Below are 16,971 nucleotides of genomic sequence, written 5' to 3'. Positions count from 1 at the left end.
GGTTCTCGAGGAATTGCCTGTGCCGGATCCTCGTCCCGGCGAAGTTCTGATCAAGATCGAGCGCGCCAGCCTCTGCCACTCTGACCTGTCTGTGGTTGACGGATCCCGGGAAAGGCCGCTGCCCATGGCCCTCGGGCACGAGGCCGCCGGAACGGTGGTTGATACTGGCGTCGGCGTGGACGACCTCGCGCCGGGTGACCGTGTGGTGGTGGTGTTCGTACCAAGCTGCGGAAGGTGCCGCTCCTGCGAGGCCGGCCGTCCGGCATTGTGCCACCGGGCGGCGGACGCCAACGGGCGCGGAGACTTGCTGCACGGTGAGGCCGCACTGAAAACTGCTGACGGTAGGCGGATCAACCATCATCTGGGGGTTTCTGCCTTTTCCGAATACGCCGTCGTTGCCCGTGAATCTTTGGTGGCCATCGACAATGATGTTCCGTGGGATGTTGCTGCGATGTTTGGCTGCGCAGCGCTAACTGGGATCGGTGCCGTCCTGAACTCCGGGGACCTCCACCTGGGGCAGTCGATAATCGTGTTCGGTTTGGGGGCCGTGGGCCTGATGGCAGTCATGGCGGCCGCTCAGGTGCCCGGTACCACTGTTATCGCCATCGACCCATTTGAGGAAAAGCAGCAGCTGGCATTGCACTGCGGTGCGGGGTTTGCCGGTCCGCCGGAATCAGCTGCAGCGCTTGTCGCGGAGCATGCCGGGCAGGGCGTTGATATGGCCGTCGAGGCCGTTGGCAGCGCAAAGGTTATGGAGTCCTGCCTTGGGCTCCTGGACCGTGGTGGCGCCCTTGTATCCGTGGGGCTGCCGCACCCGGACCAGCAACTCAACGTCCAAGCGCTGCAGTTCGCCGGCAAGGGTATTCGACTGTTGGGTTCCTACATGGGGGACTCCGTGCCTGCCCGGGACATTCCCGCCTACGTGCAACTCTGGCGGGATGGAAAGCTTCCGCTGGAACTACTGCACACCGACACCAAGCCGCTGGCGGAGATCAATGAAGGCCTCGATGCGCTTGCCGACGGGCGTGTGGTGCGAAGGCTTTTCGTAGCGTGATGACCTTGAGGGCCTGAGCCCGGTGCAATGCCGTGTTCAGGCCCTCTCGGCTGAGGATCCTATGTGGCCAGGCTGGTTTACGCGATGGCCTTGACGGTCGCCGGGGAAGTATTGCCCTGGGCGTCGACCGCTATGACTTCCGCTCGGAAACTCGAACCATCCCGCTTCACGGGCAGAGGTACGTCCAGGACGGATGGTGCCGGGACCACATCAAAGCGATTAGCGAGCTTGGTGTCCAGGACCGGGTCGTTGCTTCCTTCGCGTGTCACACGGATCCTGTAGTGGTGCACCATCTCGTCGTCAGCCGCCTGGTGGATGCGCAACGTTAGATTCCCATCGTCTCCGGCCACGGACTCCAGGGGTTGACCCTGGGGCCACGTTGGGCCGGATGTGTTGCGGTTCGCGTCCGTGTAGGTGAACGTCTCAACGATCTTCTTGCTGTCCCCGCGGGTGCTTACTTCCCACGCCTCACCAGCGAGCGTGCCATCGGACAAGTACGGCGGCTGCCAGTTGGCGGACCAATTGCCGTCGGTGTAAATGTCATTGAGATCTGCGTTGAAATTGATGCGGTTGATGACTGTGCGGCCGGGGTAGACCTCGACGGCAACGGCCTGGGCTGTGGGTGTTTCAAAGCGGTTGGCCAGTTGACCCTCAGCCGTGAGCATTTGATAGCCGTGGTCGATCTCAATGTAGGACGAGCTGGAGTCATTCACTGCAGTGAATGACTTTTGGTGAATGGATCGAGGATCGTTCAAGTTGAGGTGCGAGTGGCCGGAGAAGTAGATCGCTTGAGGGAAAGCTGAAAGGTCCTGGGCCAATCGTGGATTGCTGGTCTGCTGACCATCCATAACGGTTCCCGGGGTGGGCCGGTGACCTTGGATGATGACCGGCAGGTTCCGGTATCCCGGGTCGGCAGTGATGCCAGTCAGTTGCTCCCGCAGCCATGCGCCCTGTTGGGTGGAATAGTTCTCCGTGTTGACGGTGATCATGGGAACTCCGTTGACTTCGGTGCGGTAGTAACCGCCACCGGAGTCCGGGAACCACTCCTTCGGGTACCCGGCGCGGAGTTCGGCCAGCGTTGCGTCATGGTTTCCGTACGACATAAAGACCTGTGTGTCGCCCATGCCCTTCCGCTCGAGATTCTCGGCGAAGATCCTCTGCACGATTTTGTGGTCCTGGCCGCGTCCGTTCCAATTGTCGTTGATCATGTCGCCGTTCGAAAGGATGGCGTCGGGGGTGCCAAGCACATTCTTGATGGTGTCGAAATAGGATGCCCAACGCTTTCGGTCGCCGTCGTAGTCGCCAACGTGTACATCGGACATGATCATGAATCGGGCTATGGGTTGTTCGCCGTTCCTGATGAGGTAGCCCTCGCTGGAGACAGCTCCGGGCTGGCTGCCCTTGAAGGCCCGGGCCGTGAGATTCATGTCTTCGGTGATCTGGATCGGCTTGCCGGCAAAAGTGGGGCTGGCCTTCGTAGGGATGGTTCCGTCCGTCGTGTAACGGATAGTCTCTCCGGGGGCTGCGTTCAATCGGACCGAGACCGATTCTTCGTAACGTCCACCGTCGACGCTGAAGGTCGGGGCCTCAGGCGGTTCGTGCGGCGATGCCACTGCAGGCTGGGCCATTGGCAGCAACGCAACGGCCATGAGGGCAGACATTACTGCGAAGCGAGTCACGGTAGAGGGGTTTTTAGGTTTGGCAGTGCCTACATCAGGCATTGATGCTCCGTAATCCGGTGCCGTGCGGGTGCACGGCTATAGGTGGTTGTGGTCCCCTCAAGGATTTAGTGAATGGGTAGATGTAGGCCCAACCGGTCATGAACAGCAATCATGCGTATGGCGAAAGTTGTATGTACAGGTTTTGTGCCTGTGAGGCGCGACTAGGGCTACTTCTTTGTGGGGTTGGTTGGCCCCCTCCTTTGCGGGGTTGTCGATACTAGTCCCCATGGTCGTCAGTCAGATCGAGCAGTTTCGGAGAAGCTGCCCTGGCCGCCGAGACCTATCGTTGGGTTATCCGCATGAAATCCAGCAGATAAGAGGGGCCTGCCATGGCTGAGACCGGAACCACTGACAAGACCAAGTCCTACGACGGCTTCACGGAAGAAGAGCGCGCCGCGATGAAGGAGCGCGCACAGGAACTCAAGAAGGCACCACGCAAGAAAGCATCCAAAGCCGACGGCGAAGCTGACGTTATGGCCAAGATCGCTGAGATGCCCGAGCCGGACAAGCTCATGGCCGAGCGCCTCCACGCAATCGTCAAGGAGCACGCCCCGGAGCTCACGCCCAAAACCTGGTACGGCATGCCGGCCTATGCCAAGGACGGGAAGAACATTGTCTTCTTCCAGAGCTCACATAAGTTCAAGGCAAGGTACGCCACGCTGGGCTTCGAAGAGAACGCGCAGCTGGACGACGGAGCCATGTGGCCCACGTCCTTCGCCCTTACGAAAATCACGCCTGAGGTAGAGGCCAGGATCGTCGAACTCATCAAGAAGGCACTGGGATAGGGCAGCGCTCTCAAGCCGGTTCGCTGTTGGCGGGCGGGAGATCCGGATTCATGGGTTCCAGGTCCGGGTCTTCCGCCGTCCAGACCTGAATGATGGCCCACGTGACGGCCGCGATCGGTACCGCCAAGACGGCGCCGATGATGCCGGCGAGGATGGTGCCTGCTGTTAGGGCCATCAGGATGACCAATGCGTGGAGCTCCAAGGATTTGCCCATGACGACTGGCTGGAGGAGGTCTCCTTCGAGCTGGTTGACGGCGATCACGACGATGATCACGATCAGTGCCACTAGGGGGCCGTTGGCCACGAGTGCCACCAAGGCAGCCAAAATTCCGGCCACTGTGGCACCCACCAAGGGGATGAACGCGCCGATGAACACGATGATGGCCAGGGGGATGGCGAGCGGAACCTGCAGGATGAGCAGGGCGGCGCCGATGGCCACCGTGTCCACCAGCGCCACGATCGCCGTTCCCCGGACGTAGCCACCCAGGACCTCCATGGTCCGCTTGCCGACGCGACGCAGTTTGGCTTCGCGCGTTCCTTTGAAGGGCCGCAGGAAAAACTCCCAGATTTTGGCGCCGTCCTTGAGGAAGAAGAACAGGATGACAACCACCAGGCTGGCGCCAGCCAGGAACTCGGTGACCACCGACAGCCCTGTCACTGCGCCGGACCGAACCTGGCTGCTTTGGGCGAACTCCACTATGGCTTCGCGGGCCTGGTTCATCTGCTCCCGGTCAATGGGGAAGGGGCCGGTCAGCAGGAAGTTCTCGAGTTCGTCCAGCCCTCGCGCTGCCTGACTGATCAGCTCGTCCCATTGACTGCGCACTGACAGCACGATGACAGTGATCACTCCGCCGAGCACTATCAACAGGCCCAGGAATGCGACGCCGGTGGCCAAGCCACCGCGCCAACCGCGACGTCGCAGCATATTCACGAAGGGGCCGATGGCGGCAGCCAGGATCAGCGCTATGAGTACCGGGATGACCAGCAGCCGAATTTGCAACAGCCCGAAGATTGCCACCACTGTCAGGGCAAGCACGAGCAGTATCTGGCTTGCCCGGATGGCCGTCCGGCCCAATGAGTCTTTCCAGAGATCGGGTTTGTACTGCCTGCGGACTGGCACGGGCGCTGTTTGTTTGGACGACGTCATGATGGCTCCTGTTCGTTCGCATCGGTCAAACCGACGTGATCAAACATAAGCCTACTGACTATTTCGCTGGTGTGGCGACGTGCCCCGTTGAGATGGCTCGGCTAGTGAGTCGGATCGGGATGCGGCGGAACGGGTCCGGGATCGGGGACCGGAGAGGGACCGGGGGTGGGATTCGGGTCCGGAATGGGGCTAGGCGGGAACGGCGTCGTGGGATCCGGCGGTGGCGGGACAGGTCCGGGATCCGGCGGGAATGGCTCGGGCTCGTGCGTTGGAGGCAGTGTCATGATCTCTCCTTTGCGTACTCAGGGTATAGCTCCGGCAGATACCTGCAGCCTACTCCGGGTTGCTTGGCAGTTGTAGGGCTGGGTTTAAGCCGGAGTCGAGTCCGGGAGTTAGGCGGCCGAGCGCAAACTCGGCTGTAGATTCTAGGTCAATTGACCTAGAATCTACTCATGAATGATGACTTGAAACTCGATACCACCGGTCCCGTGCTGATCGTCGGTGGCTACGGCACCGTCGGAACGGCGCTAACCCGCCTCGCCGCAACAGATTGGCCCTTGCTGCTGACGGGGAGGAACCCTGATCGCGGCAGCCACTTGATCAGCGGCAAGATTCCCGGCCAGCAACAAGACGTGACAGTCCGGAAGTGGGACCTCAACCAGGCGGAGCCGTTTGCCGCCAAGGTCCGGGCAGTCATCAGCACTGTCAACGATCCCGATGACAGGGTGCTCCGCGCTGCCGTCAGCGCCGGTATTCCGTATGTTGACGTCACCCGTTGGACCAGCCGCGTCACCCGGGCAGTCACGCAGGCCACCCTCCTGCGGCCAACTGCTCCTGTACTGCTTAGCTCGGGCTGGATGGGCGGGGTCACCAACATCGTCGCAGCAGCTTTGGCCCAGGACGCGGGCGGCGGAGACACGATCGACGTCGCCATCCGTTACGACATCAATGACCAGGCCGGTGTCGATTCGGTGGACTTCATGGACCGGCTGGGACTGGACTTTGAAGTACGCAAAGGCGGTCAGGCCGCCGTCGTACGCCCCCTGACTGACACGCGCTGGGTGGACATCGCCGGTCACCGCACCAAGGTGGCGCGGCTCGACACCCCGGAACAGTTCACTTTGCCTTTGACTATCGGAGCGGGATCGGTGGCAACCCGGATTGGATTCAGTTCCACTACGTCCACGACGGCGTTGCTCGCCGCGCGTGCGGCGGGGCTGTTCCGCTGGGGTAGCGGGGAACGGTGGGCGCCGCTGCGTCGCTCGTTCCTGTATTCGCCCGGTTCAGGTGGAACGGCACATATACGCATTGATGTGAAAGGTCCGGCCGGAACACGATCAGCGGTTATCTCCGACCCGCTGGGCCAGGCGCATCTCACCGCGCTGGGTGGGTTGCTGGGTCTGCGCACAGTCCTCGCAGAGGGCGCGAGGGAAGGCGTTTCGTTCCCCGAATCCGCGCCTGATCCGGCATCCCGGCTCGCGGAACTTGAATCACGCGGTGTGACAATATTGAGGTCATGACCGAAAGCAAGGGCGCCCTGCGAAAGGCGGCGCTCCTCGACGCTGCGGAAGAAGTTCTGGTCACCAAAGGCAACGCCAACTCCGCAATGCGTGACTTTGCCGCAGCCGCCGGGGTGCGGATCGGGCACTTGCAGCACTACTTCCCTACGCGGGCGGACCTGATCCGGGCCGTTCTTGAGCGAAGCCTGGAGCGCTCGTTGCAGCGGCTTGCGGAGGAGGCCGGGGTCGACCTTGGTCCCAGCACAGATGGAGGCCTGTCCCGGGATGAATCGCGCCGGCTCCTGACGGCTCTGCTGCATGAACACTCAGCCCTTGATGACGTGAAGATGCACCTGGAGATCTGGGCCCTGGCTTCCGCGGATCAGCAAGCGGCGAGTGCCCTGAGGAGCTTCTATGAGCAGTACGCGGCCCATGTGGGTGGCGTTGTGCGGCGGGGGAGGCCGGACTTACCGGAACCGGAACTTCACGGTGTGGCTGCCGCGATCGTGAGTCTCTTCGAGGGGGCGGCTGTGACACGCTCGGACATCGCGGGCCTGCGAACTGAGCCGGGCGACAACGCCATCATCCGCACAGCACAATGGTTGATCCACGGACAGGAGCCCGCACAGTGAATCAGCTTAGCGACCCCGCCGCCTACGACGATTTCTAAGTCCAGCAACTTACGGAACTCCGCGCGGGTTTATGCCGTGCGTTGGAGGCTGGAGTACCGGCGATCCCCGAAGGCTACGAAGCCCCAACGGACGCAGCGGAACAGTGCTCCGTGCCCTCCTGTACCCCGAATTGCCGTGGCCGGTTGATGGGTGGCTAATAATGTCGGTGCCTGCTGCCAGTGTTAGGGCATGGAGCGTGTTGGGGAGAGGCAAGCGGGTGCGGTGGTGGCGGGTGGGCGCGCCGCCGTGGTTGCGGCTGCTTTTCAGCCCGGTGCGGTTCCGGTCGGCACTGTGAGTGGGGACCTGATTGAGCAGTTGCGGGTTTTGGAGGAGATGAAGTCGTCCATTACGGCTTTGCAGGCGCGGGTTGCTGTGGCGTTTGATCTTGCCCAGCGTGCTGAGCAGGCCGAGGCTGGTGTTCCTGTCTTGGAGCGGGGCCAGGGGGTGGGTGCTCAGGTGGCGTTGGCCCGGAGGGAGTCACCGAATCGTGGGTCCCGGTTGCTGGGTTTGGCGAAAGCCCTTGTGATGGAGATGCCGCGGACGTTGGCGGCCTTGAAGTCGGGGCAGTTGAATGAGTGGCGGGCCACGCTTTTGGTGAAGGAGACGGCGTGTTTGTCTGTTGAGGACCGGTGCGCGGTGGATGAGGAGCTCGCCGCAGATACCGGGACTTTTGACGGGAAGGGCGATCGGGCGATTGTTGCGGCGGTGAAGGCTGCTGCGTATCGGCGGGATCCGCGGTCGGTGGCTGGTCGTGCGAGCCGTGCTGCCGCCGAGCGGACGGTGAGTCTGCGTCCGGCGCCGGACACGATGACTTACCTGACCGCGCTGCTGCCGGTCGCCCAAGGGGTCGCGGTTTATGCTGCCCTGTGCCGGGCGGCTGATGCGGCCCGTTGCAGCGGTGACACCGGCACCCGTGGTCAGGTCATGGCCGACACTGTGGTCGAACGCGTCACCGGTACCCCGGGCGGGGTCTCCGGGATCAACCTGGACCTGATCATGACTGACCGCACCCTCTTCCAAGGCGACAGCGAACCGGCCCGGCTCAAGGGTTACGGAATCGTCCCCGCAGAATGGGGAAGGGAAATAGTCGGTTCGGGGCAAGCCGGCCAGGTCCACGCGAGAACGGCGGATACAGAGCTCAGTGTCTGGCTTCGGCGGCTTTACACCGCGCCGGCCAGTGGTGAGCTCCTGAGCATGGACTCCAAAGCCCGGCTCTTCCCGACGAGGCTTCGGCGTTTCATTGAAACCCGTGACGATACTTGCCGGATGCCGTACTGTGATGCGCCCATCCGGCATATCGACCATGTGGTTCCTTGGCGTTCCGGAGGGAAAACGAACCTCGCCAACGGTGCAGGTCTGTGCGAGGCGTGCAACCACACCAAGGAAAACCCCGGCTGGACCAGCAAAACCGTACATGCTGACGCGCACGGGGGTGTCCACACCCTGGAAATCAGCACCCCCACCGGGCACACGTACAAATCCAAAGCCCCACCCCTGCCCGGACACCGCCCCTCCAGAACATAGACATCCGCCGCAGATGTCCCCGTGCTGCCTGCCCGACGGCTTGTTGCTGCCCGCTCGGAGGCTCATTTCTGCCCACCTCAATAAGCCTGCAAAAGATTTCAAAAAAAGTTCGTACCCCGCGTAACCCTTTGGTGTGCCGCGACGATTACGTCTTTGAAAGGGCCGAGCTGGAATTTGTCCCCCATCATGTTCCAGCTCGGTTCTTCCTTGTCTCGGGGGAGTTTGATCTCCGGGAGGTCTCGGAAAGTTTAGTCTCGGGGAGTTTGTCGGGATAGCGGGTCCTTCTACGGAAGGGCGCGGAGAGCAGTTACCCTTGGTGGGGTCGTCCGTTGGTGACAAGGCGGATGTCCAGGCCCAAGCAACGGACCTGCCGCCGATCGAAAGCCTCATTCTGTGACCGACGCATTGACCGATGAAGCGCTACATGCACTCAAGGGCAATAACGCGGAACTGTTCGGCGCCGTCTACCAGACCTATGCCGGCCAGGTTCTTGGCTATCTGACGGCCAAAGGTGTGCCAGACCCGGAAGCAATCACCCAGGACGTGTTCCTGGCAGTTCTGCCCAGACTGGATGACATCAGTGGCGGAGTTCACGGCCTCCGGACCTTCATTTTCTCGGTGGCGCATGCCCGCATGGTTGATGAGCATCGGAAGCAAAGCAGGGCACCTGAACACCACGAGTTTGAGCCGGAGCGGGATACCCGCGAAGTGAGTTCCGCGGAGGCGGAAGCCATGGGTCTCTTGGCGCCCAAAGAGGTCATGAAACTTCTGGACTACCTTGGTGACGACCAGCGGGAGGTCCTGACGCTTCGAATCGTGGCAGGCCTGACCGTTGAGCAGGTTGCCGAGATCATGGGGAAATCCGACGGGGCAGTGAAACAACTGCAGCGGCGGGCACTTATTACACTCCGTGAGCACTCGGCAGTAAAGGAATACGTGTCGCCATGACATACAGGGATAGTGAACGCGAAGCAATCGTGGACGAGCTGCTACTCGACAGTGCTGCTGACGTCGATGCCACTGACGTCGATGCCACTAACGCCACTGATGTCGCTGATGCCGGTGCTACGTCCAGCGTCCGGCAGGCGCTCCTCTCATTGGGTTCCTTCGCCAACCTGGCAGCGCCAACTCCCGGCGCGGAGCTTTCCGCCATGCTGGCTGGTCCGCATGATGAAGTCTCCAAACGTCGGTGGAGGCACAAACACCGCACCGCCGTAGTGAGCGTAGCGGTGGTGGCAGCCATGGGTCTCGGCGTCAGTGGTGTTGCCGCAGCGAGTTCCGGCTTCACCCGGAACCCTTCCTTTGTTGATGAACTTCTGCGCAATGTCCGGCCGCAGTCAGTGGACGCGGCGCCCGTACTGCCGGTTCCCGATGCCCCTCGCGTCAGCACGGAACCTGCTCCGGTTGTGAACCCTGCAACGGTTCCGCCAATCCCGGCCGCTCCATCCGTTCCCGTGCCAGACCGCGCTGCGCCCGTCGAAACTCCCGCACAGGCACAGGCACAGGCACAGGCACAGGCACAGGCACAGGCACAGGCGCAGGACGTGCTCGCAGCCCCCGGTCCCGCTATTGCCGAGGAAAAGCCTGCTTCGGCCGGTAGCGCCCAGAGCGGCTCAACGCCGGGCAGCGCCACGCCGGGCCACGCCACGCCGGGCCACGCAACGCCGGGCAGCGCCACGCCGGGCCATGCCGCCCCGAACCTTGCCAGGCCGATTCCGCAGACAAAGCCCGCCCCGGTCAAAGCGGAGAAGCCGCATTCCGGTAAGCCTGATGCGTCACTGCAAGGTGCCGGCAAGCCTGCGCCTGCATTGCCGGGAGCGGACGGCATCAAGCCCGGAAGCGTGCCTCCCGTTCTGGGCAAGCAACTGACTGACGAGCAGTTAAGGATGGCCGCGGACAGGTGGAAGCAGTGGCTTAAGCACGGCGACCGACGCTAGGCAAGGACCAGCCGCTTGAAGGAAACCTGGCCTGACGTGCAGAATATTCGGCAAAGCTGCCGGCGCAAGGCCGGGAGTAGGCTGGGGGCATGATGCATGTCAACGATCCGGCCGTCGTCGAGCGGTTGATGCGAACAAAAGGCACCTGGGCCATCGTTGGCCTCAGCACCAACCAGTGGCGGTCTGCATACGATGTTTCGCTGTATGTTCGGGACAAAATGGGCATGGAAATCATTCCCATCAACCTCAAGGGCGAAGATGTGCACGGCGAAAAGGGCTATAAATCCTTGGCGGACGTCCCCGAGGCCAGGCACCCGATCGATGTTGTGGACTGTTTCGTTAACTCCCAACGCGTGGGCGCAGTGATTGACCAAGCGATTGCGATCGGTGCCAAGGCTGTATGGCTCCAACTCGGCGTCTTTGACGACGATGCCGTGGAACGTGCACTTAAGGCCGGACTCGATGTTGTGGTCAACTCCTGCCCGGCACGTGAAGGCTGGCATTACGGCCTGTGATGGCCGGGCTGATTCCTCTGCTAGATTGCAGCTGAATCATTTCTTGAGTCTTGGGGGACAACCATGTTCGGTGGCCATTCTGCGGTGCCTGTTTCCACTCCCAGCAGACGGGCCGTCTTCAGTGTCTTAGGTGCTTCCGTGGTGGCCGGATTGACGGCGTGCACCGCCGCTCAAAGTTCGACGCCGGCGCTAACGCCCAGTGGCGCTGCCGGCTCGCACGAGGCCCCGGGACCGAATGGTGCGTTGGCCGTGGGCGGCGAGGTACCGACGTCGTCCGCTTCGCCAACGCTAACTCCGTCTCCAACCCCCACGCCGACGGCCACCAAGCGCATCCGCCGCACGTTTATCCCGGATTATCAGCTGCCGCCGATCATTGGTGGGCTGGCACCGGTGATCACCAAAATCGAGACCAAGCACCCGGTGGTGTTCCTGACCATCGATGACGGCAACATCAAAACGCCGGAGTCGATCAAGCTCTTGGCAGAGTACGACTATCCGTCGTCGCTGTTCCTCACCAGGGACACCATCGCGGATAACCCGGCTTTCTTCAACGCGTTCAAAGCCCAGGGCAGCCTGATCGAGAACCACACGGTCACTCACAACATCAACATGGTGAGGCAGTGGGGTTATCAGCAGCAACTCAACGACATAGTGGGAATGCAGGAGTATGCGCTCCAGCACTACGGCCGCCGTCCTACGCTTTTTCGGCCGCCGGGAGGCGCCTACTCCAGCGTGATGCGCCAAGCCGTTGCTGACGCAGGAATGAAGGCAATCGTTACGTGGGAGGCGAAGGCGAACGCCGGGAAGATGGACTACCAGGTGGGCAACTCACTGCGTCCCGGTGACATTGTGCTCATGCATTTCCGGGCTGAGTTCGCCGCTGACCTCGCTGCTTTCCGCGCTGCACAATTGGCGGCGGGACTTGAAGTGGTGCTGCTGGAGGACTTCCTGGGCGTGGCGTAGGCGGAGCGTCGACATAGCCCGCCGCCCGCAGCGCCAGTAGGCTCTCCGCATGGACGTTTCCACCCTCCGCGCGATTTGCCTGGGCTTTCCCGGTGCTTTCGAAGACTTCCCGTTCGGTCCCGAGACCTCCGTGTTCAAGGTGCGTGCCGCCGTCGCGGGTGGTTCGCGTCAGGAGGCCAAAATGTTCGCGTTGTCCACCATGGATCCGGACAACTGGTCCGTGAGCCTCAAATGCGAGCCCGCATTGGCCGAACAACTTAGGGCAGCGAATCCTGAAATCACCGGCGCCTGGCATATGAACAAGACACACTGGAACGGTGTCCGCCTGGACGGTTCCCTTCCCGATGACATGATCCGGGACATGGTGGAGGACTCGTATGACCTCGTAGTGGCGACATTGAGTCGCAAGCAACAGGAGCAACTTGGTTGGGCCAGGCTCGCAAAACCACAGGGCCACTGACACGCACGCAAACCCCTCCCCACGGCGCTGACATGGGACTAGATTGATACTGCATACCTAAAGACCTCAGCCACGGGCTGGTCAGGAGCGGTTTGATGCTGGATCAGAAGACACTGGACAACCTATGGAACTTTCGCGATCCTGCATCCTCCGAGGCAGCGTTCCGCGCCGCGATGACAGAAGACTTATACGACGTCGACGAGCGCGCTGAGTTGGCAACCCAGCTTGGGCGGGCCATTGGTTTGCAGGGCCGTTTCGAAGAAGCCGACGCCCTCCTGGACCAGATTGACGACGACGAGCCAACTGTTGGCGTGCGTATCCTCCTCGAGCGCGGGCGGGTTCTTAACTCCGGCGGGCGGCCCGCCATGGCTGTGCCTCTCTTGGAGCAGGCGGCCGAGTTGGCGGACCATCTTGGTGAGGAATTCCTGGCTGTCGATGCCCTGCACATGCTCTCGATCGCAGATGCTGCAAACGCCGAAGTGTGGATGCGTAGCGCCCTTGAATATGCATCTACCTCCCATGATGCGCGAACCAAGCGATGGATGATTGCTTTGCACGCAGGTCTTGGTGCGTTTCTGCAGGGTAAAAACCGGCTCACGGAAGCCTTGGTGGAGTTCCAATTGGCCGAACAATGGGCGGAACGACTGGGAACTGAGCGGCAGAGGGCCATGGCGCGGCAGGCGATTACGGAGTGCGGAAAAGCCCTCGCGGAAGGTCCGTAGAAAGATCACGCTTTGACAAATGTTGATCGAAACTGCCAAGAAAGATTGATTTTCGATCATTCGTGGTGAATTATGTCACAGAAGGTTGGTGCTGCCAGAGCGCCTACCCAGACTGTCTGACTGAACGGCTTTCCCGCCGCAACAGTCGACACTACGAGTCACTGGAGGGTTTAGAAATGAACGTTCAGCACCAGTCCGTCGGACGCCGTGGATTCCTGCGTGGAGCACTCGCAGCAGCCGTGCTCGTGCCCATGGGTGGAACCATTGCTTCCTGTGCCGCAGGTGGCGGTGGCACTACCACCGGCCCCACCGGCACTGTTTCCGACACCAACCCGTTTGGCATGGCGGAGAAGGCAACCCTCGACGCCGTGATCTTCAAGGGCGGCTACGGCATCGACTATGTCGAGTTCGCCGGCAAGATCTTCGAAAAGACGCACGAGGGCTCCACTGCCAAGATCGCCCCGTCCACGGATATCGCCCAGGAGCTCCAGCCGCGCTTCGTCGGTGGCAACCCGCCGGACCTGATCGACAACTCCGGTGCGAAGTCCATTGGCTTCAGCACCATCCTGGCCCAGCTCGAGGACCTCACCAGCGTGGTGGAGGCGAAGAACCTCGAAGGCAAGGTCATCAAGGACACCCTGTACACAGGCGTACTGGCTCCGGGCACCTTCGATGGCAAGCTTGCTGCCCTGAACTATGTCCTGACCGTCTTCGCAGTGTGGTACTCCGATTCCCTGCTCAAGGAAAACGGCTGGACGGTTCCCAAGACATGGGATGAGATGTACACCTTGGGCGAGCAGGCCAAGGCCAAGGGTAAGTACCTCTTTGTATGGGGTAAGGAAGCGGCTTCCTACTATCTCTGGATGATGATGGAATCTGCCATCAAGGAAGGCGGCGACGAGGTCCGCCTGGCTCTGGAGAACCTCAAGGAAGACGGCTGGTCACACCCTGCTGTCCAGTCGGTCTTCACAGCGATGGACAAGATTGTTAAGGCAGGCTTCTTCAAGCCCGGCGGCTCCGGAACACAGTTCACGGCAGCTCAGGCACAGTGGACCAACGCCCAGGAGGCGCTGTTCTATCCGTCCGGTTCGTGGATCGAAAACGAGATGAAGGACCAGACCAAGGCCGGCTTCAACATGACGGGCGCTCCCGTGCCGACCGTTACGACTGGATCCAAGTTGCCTTACACTGCGATTCACAGTGCGGCAGGCGAGCCCTACATCGTTCCCTCTCAGGCCAAGAATGCAGCGGGTGGCAAGGAACTGCTCCGCATCATGCTGTCCAAGGAAGCTGCGACCAACTTCGCCAAGACCAAACTGGCCCCCACCATCGTCAAGGACACCATCCCGGCCGATGGCTTCGGCTCCACGGCACTGGTCTCGCAGACCAAGTTGCTCGCTGACGCCGGCGAGGACATCTTCACCTGGAACTTTATCGACCTGTATGGCATGAATAAAGATCAACTTGTAGTCATGAATACCTTCCTGGACGGCAAGTCGGACGTTGCAACCCTCACCTCCGCACTGCAGAACATCACGGACAAGGTCCGTAACGACAGCTCGGTCAAGAAGATCGAAGTGAAGTGACTTCAGTGAAAACTCAGCAGAGCCGGAACGACGACGGCCTGGCCGCCGTCGTTCCGGCAACGGCTCCGCCGCAGCTGGTTAAGCGGCGGCGGAAACCGTTGACATGGGACAAGGTCAGCTTCTTCGCGGTCTTCCTCGGACTGCCGCTGGCGATCTACCTGTTATTCGTGATTTGGCCGTTCGTGCAAGCCTTCGGTTATTCGTTGACGGACTGGTCCGGATTCTCTCCCAACCAGAACTTCATCGGCCTTGAGAACTACACCAAGATCTTTACGGACGACATTTTCATGAAGGCCATGGGAAACAACATCCTCCTGGTCATCTTCCTCCCCATCATCACCATCATCCTGAGCCTGGTGCTCGCATCATTGGTGACGGTTGGCGGCAGCAGCAAAGGTCAGATCAAGGGCCTGAGAAACTCCAGCTTCTACAGGGTTGTGTCGTTCTTCCCGTACACGATTCCGGCGATCGCCATTGGCATCATGTGGGGACAGATCTACGATCCCTCCGGCGGCCTGCTGAACGGCATCCTCACAGGACTTGGCTTTGACCAGTTCAAGGACTTCGCTTGGCTGGGTGACAAGAACACCGCAATGATCGCCACCATGTTCGTGATCGTCTGGGGCTTTGTTGGCTTTTACATGGTCCTGTTCGTGGCTGGTATCAAGGGCATTCCTGCCGAGCTTTTCGAGGCCGCCAGGATCGATGGTGCCGGTCGCTTCCGGACCGCGGTGTCCATCACCATCCCTTTGATTCGCGACAACATCCAGACTGCCTACATTTACATGGGCATCCTGGCGTTGGACGCCTTCGTTTACATGGCGGCACTGAACTCGGGCGGTGGCCCGGACAACTCCACGCTGGTCATGGCGCAGCAGCTGTTCTTTACCGCATTCAGCAAGGGACAGTTCGGCCTCGCCAGCGCCATGGGCGTTGTGTTGGCCGTTGCCACGCTGATCTTCTCCGGATTGGTCTTCCTGGTCAACCGGCTCACTGGCGGCGATAAGGATGTGAGCCTGTAATGACTACCAAAGTCTCAACTCCGGAAATGAAGTCACTGCACTTCCAGCCGCGGACACCGGCAACCACTACGGGCGACAAAGTGGTGGGAGCGGTCTCGCACACGGCGCTGACCATCTGGACGCTCATCGTCATTCTTCCTTTGCTGTGGACGTTCATGTCCTCCTTCAAGACGTCCAGCGAGATCTTCGCTTCGCCGTTCGCCTTGCCGGGTGAATGGAAGCTGGATAACTACGTCAAGGCCTGGAGCGAGGCAGGCATCGGATCTGCCTTCCTCAACTCGGTGCTGGTGGTGGCCGTGGCACTGGTGATCGTCATGGTCCTCGGGGCCATGTGCGCATACGTTCTGGCCCGCTACACGTTCCGGGGCAGCCGGGCCATCTACTACCTGATGCTCGCGGGCCTGACCTTCCCGATCTTCCTCGCCATGGTGCCGTTGTTCTTCGTCCTGAGGAACATGGGCCTCCTGAACACCCTGCCGGGACTGATCCTGGTGTATGTGGGCTTCGCGCTTCCATTCACGGTGTTTTTCCTGTTCTCCTTCTTCAAGTCACTGCCGCACGAAATCACTGAAGCAGCGGCCCTCGACGGAGCAGGGGAGTGGCGGACGTTCTTCCAGGTCATGCTGCCGATGGCCAAACCGGGCCTCGCCTCAGTCGCCATCTTCAACTTCCTGGGCCTCTGGAACCAGTTCCTCATTCCGGTGTCCATCAACGCCGCCGGTCCTCGCGTCCTCTCCCAGGAACTCGCGGCCTTCGCCGGCCAGATGGGCTACGCCGTGGACTATGGCGCGCTGTTCGCGGCAGTCAGTGTCACCGTCATTCCGGTGCTCATCGTCTACGTGATCTTCCAGCGCCAGCTGCAGGGGTCGGTTTCACAGGGAACCTCCAAGTAGTACAAGCAAGCCAAAACAGCGTTCGACGGCGGTCCTCACCTAAGGGTGAGGGCCGCCGTCGGGTATTAATTCTGAAAAGATGGAACGGATTCTGTAATGCAACGAAAGGCAGCAGCCCGTGATCTTTATTGTGGTTAAGTTCAACGTCAAGCCCGACTGGTCCGAGCGCTGGCTGGACCTGGTGGCCGACTTCACCAAGGCGACCCGCGAAGAGCCCGGCAACTTGTGGTTCGACTGGTCCCGCAGTGTGGACAACCCCAACGAGTTCGTCCTGGTGGAAGCCTTCCAGGATGATGCCGCTGAGGCCCACGTCAACAGTGAGCACTTCAAGAAGGCCATGGCGGACATGCCGCAGGCCTTGGTGGAGACGCCCAAGATCATCAGCCGCCAGTTCGAGGGCAGCGGCTGGGATCGCATGGGCGAGCTGACTATCGACTAGCGGCTGTACCGCATCCACCCACTTTGGAAGCAG

17 protein-coding genes are annotated in these 16,971 nt (G+C 61.1%); 15 read left to right on the top strand and 2 right to left on the bottom strand.

Translation table 11 applies throughout. The features are described from left to right. Window positions 1-19 precede the first annotated feature (19 nt). Window positions 20-1,054, top strand: a complete 1,035-nt coding sequence (locus tag A477_RS0107545; protein ID WP_017198408.1) for an alcohol dehydrogenase catalytic domain-containing protein — start codon at window positions 20-22, stop codon at window positions 1,052-1,054. A gap of 77 nt (window positions 1,055-1,131) precedes the next feature. On the opposite strand, the gene A477_RS0107540 is transcribed toward A477_RS0107545, so the two are convergent. After that, window positions 1,132-2,733 carry a chitobiase/beta-hexosaminidase C-terminal domain-containing protein gene (locus tag A477_RS0107540; protein WP_192811988.1) on the bottom strand — a complete coding sequence of 534 codons (1,602 nt, stop codon included), beginning with the start codon at window positions 2,731-2,733 and terminating at the stop codon, window positions 1,132-1,134. A 371-nt stretch (window positions 2,734-3,104) separates the two neighbouring features. Between A477_RS0107540 and A477_RS0107535 the strand changes: the two genes are divergently transcribed. Beyond that, window positions 3,105-3,560, top strand: coding sequence for an iron chaperone (locus tag A477_RS0107535; RefSeq protein WP_017198406.1), 456 nt, complete (start codon window positions 3,105-3,107; stop codon window positions 3,558-3,560). A 10-nt stretch (window positions 3,561-3,570) separates the two neighbouring features. On the opposite strand, the gene A477_RS0107530 is transcribed toward A477_RS0107535, so the two are convergent. Continuing rightward, complete coding sequence (locus tag A477_RS0107530; protein ID WP_017198405.1) at window positions 3,571-4,707, bottom strand: AI-2E family transporter; 1,137 nt, start codon at window positions 4,705-4,707, stop codon at window positions 3,571-3,573. 452 nt (window positions 4,708-5,159) lie between these two features. On the opposite strand from A477_RS0107530, the gene A477_RS0107525 reads away from it, so the two are divergent. From A477_RS0107525 to A477_RS0107455, 13 genes are all read left to right on the top strand, one after another. After that, complete coding sequence (locus tag A477_RS0107525; protein WP_017198404.1) at window positions 5,160-6,227, top strand: saccharopine dehydrogenase family protein; 1,068 nt, start codon at window positions 5,160-5,162, stop codon at window positions 6,225-6,227. Continuing rightward, complete coding sequence (locus A477_RS0107520; protein ID WP_017198403.1) at window positions 6,224-6,838, top strand: TetR/AcrR family transcriptional regulator; 615 nt, start codon at window positions 6,224-6,226, stop codon at window positions 6,836-6,838. The genes A477_RS0107525 and A477_RS0107520 overlap by 4 nt, the downstream gene beginning before the upstream one ends. Before the next feature lie 228 nt (window positions 6,839-7,066). After that, window positions 7,067-8,401 carry an HNH endonuclease gene (locus A477_RS0107515; RefSeq protein WP_026005427.1) on the top strand — a complete coding sequence of 445 codons (1,335 nt, stop codon included), beginning with the start codon at window positions 7,067-7,069 and terminating at the stop codon, window positions 8,399-8,401. 393 nt (window positions 8,402-8,794) lie between these two features. Then, complete coding sequence (locus A477_RS0107500; protein WP_017198400.1) at window positions 8,795-9,349, top strand: RNA polymerase sigma factor; 555 nt, start codon at window positions 8,795-8,797, stop codon at window positions 9,347-9,349. Then, window positions 9,346-10,338 (top strand): hypothetical protein, encoded by a 993-nt coding sequence (locus A477_RS0107495; protein ID WP_017198399.1) that lies wholly within the window; start codon window positions 9,346-9,348, stop codon window positions 10,336-10,338. The genes A477_RS0107500 and A477_RS0107495 overlap by 4 nt, the downstream gene beginning before the upstream one ends. 89 nt (window positions 10,339-10,427) lie before the next feature. Further along, window positions 10,428-10,853: a CoA-binding protein gene (locus A477_RS0107490; RefSeq protein WP_017198398.1), complete on the top strand. Its 426-nt coding sequence runs from the start codon at window positions 10,428-10,430 to the stop codon at window positions 10,851-10,853. 138 nt (window positions 10,854-10,991) lie between these two features. After that, the gene (locus tag A477_RS0107485; RefSeq protein WP_237715745.1) at window positions 10,992-11,816 is read left to right on the top strand and encodes a polysaccharide deacetylase family protein; all 825 of its coding nucleotides are present in this window, start codon (window positions 10,992-10,994) and stop codon (window positions 11,814-11,816) included. A gap of 49 nt (window positions 11,817-11,865) precedes the next feature. Next, window positions 11,866-12,276: an MmcQ/YjbR family DNA-binding protein gene (locus A477_RS0107480; RefSeq protein WP_017198395.1), complete on the top strand. Its 411-nt coding sequence runs from the start codon at window positions 11,866-11,868 to the stop codon at window positions 12,274-12,276. A gap of 95 nt (window positions 12,277-12,371) precedes the next feature. Next, a complete protein-coding gene (locus A477_RS0107475; protein WP_017198394.1) occupies window positions 12,372-12,998 on the top strand; it encodes a tetratricopeptide repeat protein in 627 nt (208 codons plus the stop codon). Window positions 12,999-13,174: 176 nt separating this feature from the next. Beyond that, the gene (gene ngcE / locus A477_RS0107470; RefSeq protein WP_017198393.1) at window positions 13,175-14,584 is read left to right on the top strand and encodes an N-acetylglucosamine/diacetylchitobiose ABC transporter substrate-binding protein; all 1,410 of its coding nucleotides are present in this window, start codon (window positions 13,175-13,177) and stop codon (window positions 14,582-14,584) included. Continuing rightward, window positions 14,581-15,606 (top strand): ABC transporter permease subunit, encoded by a 1,026-nt coding sequence (locus tag A477_RS0107465; RefSeq protein ID WP_017198392.1) that lies wholly within the window; start codon window positions 14,581-14,583, stop codon window positions 15,604-15,606. The genes ngcE and A477_RS0107465 overlap by 4 nt, the downstream gene beginning before the upstream one ends. Next, a complete protein-coding gene (locus tag A477_RS0107460; RefSeq protein WP_017198391.1) occupies window positions 15,606-16,499 on the top strand; it encodes a carbohydrate ABC transporter permease in 894 nt (297 codons plus the stop codon). Before A477_RS0107465 ends, A477_RS0107460 begins: the two co-directional genes overlap by 1 nt. 118 nt (window positions 16,500-16,617) lie before the next feature. Continuing rightward, window positions 16,618-16,938: a putative quinol monooxygenase gene (locus A477_RS0107455; RefSeq protein WP_017198390.1), complete on the top strand. Its 321-nt coding sequence runs from the start codon at window positions 16,618-16,620 to the stop codon at window positions 16,936-16,938. The last annotated feature ends 33 nt before the right edge of the window (window positions 16,939-16,971 follow it).

The organism is Arthrobacter sp. M2012083 (assembly GCF_000281065.1).
Taxonomy (GTDB): Bacteria; Actinomycetota; Actinomycetes; order Actinomycetales; family Micrococcaceae; genus Arthrobacter.
This window is presented reverse-complemented; position numbering and strand designations above follow the sequence as displayed.

Excerpts from the sequence above, each read along its gene's own strand:
- ngcE (WP_017198393.1), top strand. The coding sequence starts at position 13,175 with ATGAACGTTCAGCACCAGTCCGTCGGACGCCGTGGATTCCTGCGTGGA.
- A477_RS0107490 (WP_017198398.1), top strand. The coding sequence starts at position 10,428 with ATGATGCATGTCAACGATCCGGCCGTCGTCGAGCGGTTGATGCGAACA.
- A477_RS0107515 (WP_026005427.1), top strand. The coding sequence starts at position 7,067 with ATGGAGCGTGTTGGGGAGAGGCAAGCGGGTGCGGTGGTGGCGGGTGGG.
- A477_RS0107530 (WP_017198405.1), bottom strand. The coding sequence starts at position 4,707 with ATGACGTCGTCCAAACAAACAGCGCCCGTGCCAGTCCGCAGGCAGTAC.
- A477_RS0107535 (WP_017198406.1), top strand. The coding sequence starts at position 3,105 with ATGGCTGAGACCGGAACCACTGACAAGACCAAGTCCTACGACGGCTTC.
- A477_RS0107525 (WP_017198404.1), top strand. The coding sequence starts at position 5,160 with ATGAATGATGACTTGAAACTCGATACCACCGGTCCCGTGCTGATCGTC.
- A477_RS0107460 (WP_017198391.1), top strand. The coding sequence starts at position 15,606 with ATGACTACCAAAGTCTCAACTCCGGAAATGAAGTCACTGCACTTCCAG.
- A477_RS0107475 (WP_017198394.1), top strand. The coding sequence starts at position 12,372 with ATGCTGGATCAGAAGACACTGGACAACCTATGGAACTTTCGCGATCCT.
- A477_RS0107495 (WP_017198399.1), top strand. The coding sequence starts at position 9,346 with ATGACATACAGGGATAGTGAACGCGAAGCAATCGTGGACGAGCTGCTA.
- A477_RS0107520 (WP_017198403.1), top strand. The coding sequence starts at position 6,224 with ATGACCGAAAGCAAGGGCGCCCTGCGAAAGGCGGCGCTCCTCGACGCT.
- A477_RS0107480 (WP_017198395.1), top strand. The coding sequence starts at position 11,866 with ATGGACGTTTCCACCCTCCGCGCGATTTGCCTGGGCTTTCCCGGTGCT.